The organism is Ruminococcus sp. (assembly GCF_017549005.1).
Lineage (GTDB): Bacteria > Bacillota > Clostridia > Oscillospirales > Ruminococcaceae > Ruminococcus.
On the sequence record NZ_JAFYYT010000032.1, the window covers coordinates 23,087 to 29,351 of the forward strand.

Here is a 6,265-nt window from a genome sequence, read left to right on the forward strand (position 1 = left end):
GACAATATTTTTATGTGTTAAAAATGTCCGTGTGCTCTGCATATTTTTTTGAGCTTTTTCACAGTGGCATTTCCTCCGCCGTCGTTGATATAAACGTCGTATTTCCCACGTATACTGCCGAATGTCACAATCTTGTCCGCATCTGCATACTCTTTCAGCCTTATCATCATATTCTCCTTTGAAGCAAGGGGAGAAAAAACTTTCAGATACATAAAGCCTTCGTATTCAGAGTCGGAAAGGCTTATCTTCGCACTTGCTCCAAGCTGCTGACGCAGTTTTCTTTCAAGCAGAAAGATGTCTATCTTTTCAGCGAGAACGGTGATATACAGAACACGTTCATTCATATCCTTTCGGCGGTATTCGGAGCGTACATAGTTTCTGTAGGGAGAGTGTTTATGAGACTCAAACAGTTCTTTTTCTGCAGAATTATGCAGTTCCCCATAGTATATCAGCAGGGTAGAATCGAGCATAGTATTCACGAAACAGTGAAGTCCACACTCTGAAATTATCCTTTCGGCTTCTGCTGAAACAGTCGGAGACAGATATGTCATATCAAGGTACTGCTTCTCCTTAACGTCATAAAGCGCAGCTCCGTCCATAACTATCACAGGAAGCTGCAAGTCTGTTCCTTGCATTATGGACATTAGCTCTGCGGGAGTGCGTGTAGTGGATATAGTGAATTTCACGCCGCTGCGGATAAGTCTGTTCAGCTCGACCTTGCTGTAATTTGAGGCCTGTGAAATGAGCACATCGTCAAGTCCGCTGACATAAAGAGTCGAATCATCACGTCTGACAGGTAGGCGGAAGTCGTTCACAGCTACTCCGATAATAATTCCTATAAAGGTATCAACAACTCTGTTCAGCACGAACAGATATGGGTTCTCGTCAAAGGAATGTGTAAGTGCAATACTCAGAAACACAACACATGAGAAAAAAGATGCGTTCCGTTTATTCATAACAACAGTTGTGTATATCACAGGGATTATGAAAATACTTGCAGAAATATAGACAAACTCAGGTATGGCTAAACCCAGCCTGCGGAACAACAGCAGAAAGAGAAGCCCGTATACTGCACCTGTAAGTGTTCCCACTGAACGCTGCAATGCATTGTTTTTGGTAGTATCGGTATAGGGCTGTATGCACCACAGAGCCGCCAATGCCCCGTAGAAAGGTATGCCGTTGCCGACAGGCAGAAGCGTCCTTATGAAATACACCGCCATACACAGTCCGACTGCTATTGACGATTTTACTATTCTTGCCCCAATAGGCGGAAATGTCAGTTTCAATATTCTCACTCCAGTAAAAAAGGGGCTTACCCTTGCGGATAAGCCCCCTTGCTCAGATCGTTATAAGAAGATGTTCATTCTTGATGTCATTGTAAAGCTCGCACTTGCAGCGGCTCACGTCGTAGATGTGTATAACGTCGTCAAGTCCGCTGTTTTCATCGATATCTTCAAGCACATTCCGCAGCTCTTTCAGCTTATCGGGAGCGAAATGCAGTGTTTTGCTGTTATTGAATACAGCTGTGTATAGTATCTCCGCCTCCACTAAATCCTGAAAGATATGGCTGCCATAGGAAAGCTCGGGGTTATAGCCTGCACGAGCTTCCTCCATTTCACACACGACGTCAAATTCACTTATATCGGCAAATGTTGTCGGTACGCCAAGCTCGGGTGAAGAAGTTCCCACTCTTCCCGGCACCATCAGCATCATATGTTTGCCGCTGTTGCGGTAAGTCCAGTTTATCTTGCCTATCATTTTCGCAACGGAATTCTTCTCGCTGTAAGGCATATTGTAGTACACAACGGGATCGACATACACGATAATATCAAGCTTTGAAGTCTTTGAAAGTCCCATTGAAGCTCCCTTGCTTTCGAGAAGGATATGCTCCTGAGGTATATCATTGGGAACAGCAACTCCCGACTTGTCCTTGATGACCTGAAGCGGTCTGCACTGCAGAAGGTCAATGGAGTATTCGCCGCTGTCAGAAACGTTTATAGTGAACTCCGTATCAACAGGATATTCATACTCGTCCTGTATACAGCGGAGCATTCTCTGCATCTGCGACATGAGAGTTTTATTGCTGACAAGCCCCTTGCAGGAGATAAAAGTTGACGATACTCTCCGTCCCATTTCCCGCAGTCTGCTTTCTGCGTCGAAGTCGTGTTCGAGGAGAATATTTTGCAGATACTCAGGTATCTCAGGCTCAATCGTCCAAAGCGGCAGACGTTCAAGGTCGTGGATAGAAGTATTGATGACTTCCACCTTGCCCTGTGAAAATCTGTGTCTGTCCGCATAAGTCGAATATATCGTCTTTTCGGGCATATCAAGGCTTACAAGACGGGGATATGAGCCCTCTGTTCTGTCGACGGCTGACGTACCAAGTCCCATTACAAGGCGCAGCATTCCTGCGGACTGGTCGGAGCTTTTCAGAAAGCTGTATGGGCTGTAAGAATAACCCACACCTGCCGCGCATGGCATATAGTATGCGCCATAGTAAGAGCCCGACACACGCTGTATCAGCAGGGACATCTGCTCATCACGCTTGTCAAGCCCGCGGCGTTTGCGGTAGTCCAGAGCGGAAAGGCTCATGGTGCTTGCGTAGACAGTTTTTATCGCCTTTTCAAACTCTTCGAGTCGCTCTTCGGGAGTACCTCTGTTAGAACAGAAAACCGACTCATACTTGCCTGCAAATGCGTTGCCGAAGCCATCCTCAAGGATACTGCTCGAACGGACGATGTACGGATCCTGTCCGTAGTATTCGATGATACGGTTGAGCTGTTCACGCATCTCATCGGAGAATTTGCCGTTCAAAAGCTGTTTTGCGAATTCATCTGCAAGGGAGAAATAGCCTTCCTCGGTGCGCTGTTTTATGCGCATATCCCAGAAATTATTGTCAACGATGTATGTATAGTAAACGTCAGAGCCTACATAGAATGAATCATGCGGTTCGAGAACTTCGTTTATATCAGGCTCGGTGTTGCGGATAATGGCTCTCGCAAGCAACATACCGCAGGCTTTTCCGCCTATCATTCCCGTGCCTATCATGTGGTCACGGACGCTGAAATAGTCCTCGGGACGGAAGTGCTTCTTGACCATTTCACGCATTTTTGTGTCCCTTGTCATCATGATATTACACATATTACTGCACTGCTCGGTTATATCAATGCCGTTTTCAAAGAGGACTTTTGCTTTCTTGAACGACCTGTCCCACGAATCCATGAACTGCTCGTCCGCGGAGCGCTGGGCGTTGCCGAGAACCTGATAGAAGCGGCTGGACTTGACACCGTCAAGAATGGGGCGGAATCGCCCTGTCTCCGGCTCATAGGTGTGCGGAAGAAACATCGTGTCTGAGCTTCTGTTCCACACCTTTTCGGGACGTACATAAACGTTCTTTTTATCCGAATAAACATCAAGAAAAAGCTGTGTGGTGTCCAGTATTTTATTAATCGCATGAACGGAGTGCTTTCCGCGTATTATCGGGAAGAATGCAACTGTATCAAGTATAAAAAGGAAGGGACAGGTCACGCGGAAGAAGTTGCCCATCATAAGGTCAGTCGCCCACATTGCCTGCAATTCCGAGAGGCAGTCGAATATGTAAAAGGCGTCCCTGCCTGCCTTTTCGATCTCGTTGTGAATATCAACGGTAAAGGTCTCAAATCTGTGCGAAAGCGGAACTTCGATAGTTTTTACCTCGGGGCGGTTCTCTACAAGAGGCTCGTGACTTGCAAATCTGAAATATATGATATTCCTGCCGTCTGCAATAGCCTGCCTGAGATAAGGCTCCATGAAGAGCCTGAACTCAGAAAGTTCCGAAACTCGCCATACAACATTGTCGCCGAGCCTTATATTGTCAAGTGCTGTATCCATTTCGGGTATTCCCGATAATATCCTGTCAAAAGCAGCCATAAAAGCACCTCCCTTTTATCACAGGTTTTTAGCATAGCAGACTGCGCCTTCGAGTCTGTCGTAAGGCGGATAATTATTGATACGATAGTATCCAAGCTTCTCATAAAGCGATACGGCTTCTTTCATCGCTTCACGTGTTTGCAGCACAGTACGCTGAAATTTCAATTTTCCGGCCAGTTTCTCTAACATATTCATCATATTTTCAGCAATACTTTGTCGGCGGTATTCAGGTTCTACCCATACTCGCTTGATTTCCGCATCTGTATCTGAGTATCTTTTCAGTCCCGCGCAGCCAACAGCGATATCATCAATACAGGCTATGAGCACAGTGCCTATGCTTTCGGATATATTGTAAGGGATAAAGCCTGTGCGGTTCTGAACTCCGCCTACAAGACTGCTGTAATATTCCTCTGTAGATAAATAGAATCTCTGAAAATCCCTGTTATTGCCGTCAGTCCATTTATATCTTATCTGTAACACCGTATCACCTCCAAAAACGCAAAAACGGTGCTGAATACTCAGCACCGTTGCTCTTTACTTGCATTATATCATACTCGTTTTATTATGTCAAGTTTTTCCTTGACAATTTCTTGTATCTGATATATAATAATCTCAGACAAGCAAGGGCGCTGCGTTTTTTCGCAGTGCCTTTTTCTTTTTGGAGGGATACTATGAAGGACGGATTTATAAAAATAGCCTGTGCAACGCCTGATGTTAAAGTTGCAGATTGTCAGTACAATACTGACAGGATAATTGAACTTATTACCGATGCCCACAGCAAGGGAGTAAAAATAATATGCTTTCCCGAACTTTCCGTAACAGGCTATACCTGCGGCGACTTGTTCTTGCAGGACGCGCTGTTAAGCTCTGCAAGGCATGAGCTTGTCAGGATAATCAGAGAGACAGAAAAACTGGATATAGTTTCACTTATCGGTGTACCGCTTGCAGTCTGCGGAAAACTGTATAACTGCGCTGTTATCGTAAACAGAGGCAAAGCAATCGGTGCTGTTGCAAAGAAGAATATACCGAATTACAGCGAATTTTATGAAGTCAGACATTTTACCGCTGCCAATGAAAGTCTGTGTGCAGATATTCAGCTTGACGAAGAGTATTCCGTTCATCTTGAAGATACTGTTTTCACTTGCAGGAAGCTTCCTGAGCTCACCTTCGGCGTTGAGATATGCGAGGATATGTGGGTAAGTTCTCCACCGTCGGAGTGGCTTGCAGCCTCGGGAGCTGTCATCATATTCAATCTTTCCGCAAGCGATGAAGTCATAGGCAAAGCAGATTACCGCAGAACTCTTATAAAAGCACATTCGGGCTCACTCGCCTGCACCTACGCCTACGCCGATTCAGGTATAGGTGAATCCACGCAGGATATGGTATTTGCAGGACATAATATAATAGCGGAGAACGGTTCTGTTTTAGCTGAGTCCAAGGCGTTTTCAAGCGGACTGACAATTGCTGATACCGACATAAAAAAATTATCCTACGAGCGCAGAAGAATGAACTCTTTTTCTGCTTGCCCGAGCTGTAAAACTGCATATTTTTCGCTTGATGTTACTGAGACGATCCTTGACAGAGCTTTCCCAAAAACTCCGTTTGTTCCGTCCGACAAAAAGGCACTTGACAGCAGATGTGAAGAAATACTCACCATACAGGCAGTTGGTCTTATGACAAGACTGCGTCATATCGGCTGCAAAACGGCTATACTCGGACTTTCGGGCGGACTTGATTCCACACTTGCCCTGATAGTTGCCGTTCACGCTTTTGATATGCTCGGACTTGACAGGAGCGGTATCCATACCATAACCATGCCATGCTTCGGAACTACCGACAGGACGTACAATAACGCCTGCTCTCTGGGAAAGACTTACGGCGCAACGCTTACCGAGATAAATATTTGCAGTAGTGTAACTCAGCATTTTGCCGATATAGGACAGTCTCCTGAGGTGCATGATGTTATATACGAAAACTCACAGGCAAGAGAACGCACTCAGGTGCTTATGGATAAAGCAAATCAGCTCGGAGGTATCGTTATCGGTACAGGCGACCTTTCAGAGCTTGCTCTTGGCTGGGCAACCTACAACGGCGACCATATGTCAATGTACGCAGTAAATTCGTCCATTCCGAAAACCCTTGTACGCTGGCTTGTAAACTATGAAGCTGAAGTATCAGAGGGCGAGCTGAAAAAAGTCCTGTTCGATATACTTGTTACTCCTGTAAGTCCCGAGCTGCTGCCGCCTGAGAAAGACGGTACCATAGCTCAGAAAACAGAAGATCTTGTCGGACCGTATGAGCTTCACGACTTCTTCATGTACTATATGCTGAGATACGGATTTTCTCCCTCTAAGAT

Annotated in this window: 4 protein-coding genes; 1 reads left to right on the plus strand and 3 read right to left on the minus strand. The window is 45.6% G+C overall.

Translation table 11 applies throughout. From position 1 onward, the window contains the following. Positions 1-17: 17 nt before the first annotated feature. From IKW96_RS08000 to IKW96_RS08010, 3 genes are read right to left on the minus strand one after another with little or no spacing between them, the layout of a single operon-like run. The gene (locus IKW96_RS08000) at positions 18-1,286 is read right to left on the minus strand and encodes an FUSC family protein (RefSeq protein WP_294755180.1); all 1,269 of its coding nucleotides are present in this window, start codon (positions 1,284-1,286) and stop codon (positions 18-20) included. A 52-nt stretch (positions 1,287-1,338) separates the two neighbouring features. After that, positions 1,339-3,909, minus strand: a complete 2,571-nt coding sequence (locus IKW96_RS08005; RefSeq protein ID WP_296572920.1) for a PEP/pyruvate-binding domain-containing protein — start codon at positions 3,907-3,909, stop codon at positions 1,339-1,341. An 18-nt stretch (positions 3,910-3,927) separates the two neighbouring features. Then, on the minus strand, positions 3,928-4,389 hold the full coding sequence (locus IKW96_RS08010; RefSeq protein WP_294755183.1) for a GNAT family N-acetyltransferase: 462 nt from the start codon (positions 4,387-4,389) through the stop codon (positions 3,928-3,930). A gap of 191 nt (positions 4,390-4,580) precedes the next feature. On the opposite strand from IKW96_RS08010, the gene IKW96_RS08015 reads away from it, so the two are divergent. After that, the coding region (locus IKW96_RS08015) for an NAD(+) synthase (protein ID WP_296572925.1) at positions 4,581-6,265 on the plus strand (1,685 nt) is incomplete at its 3' end.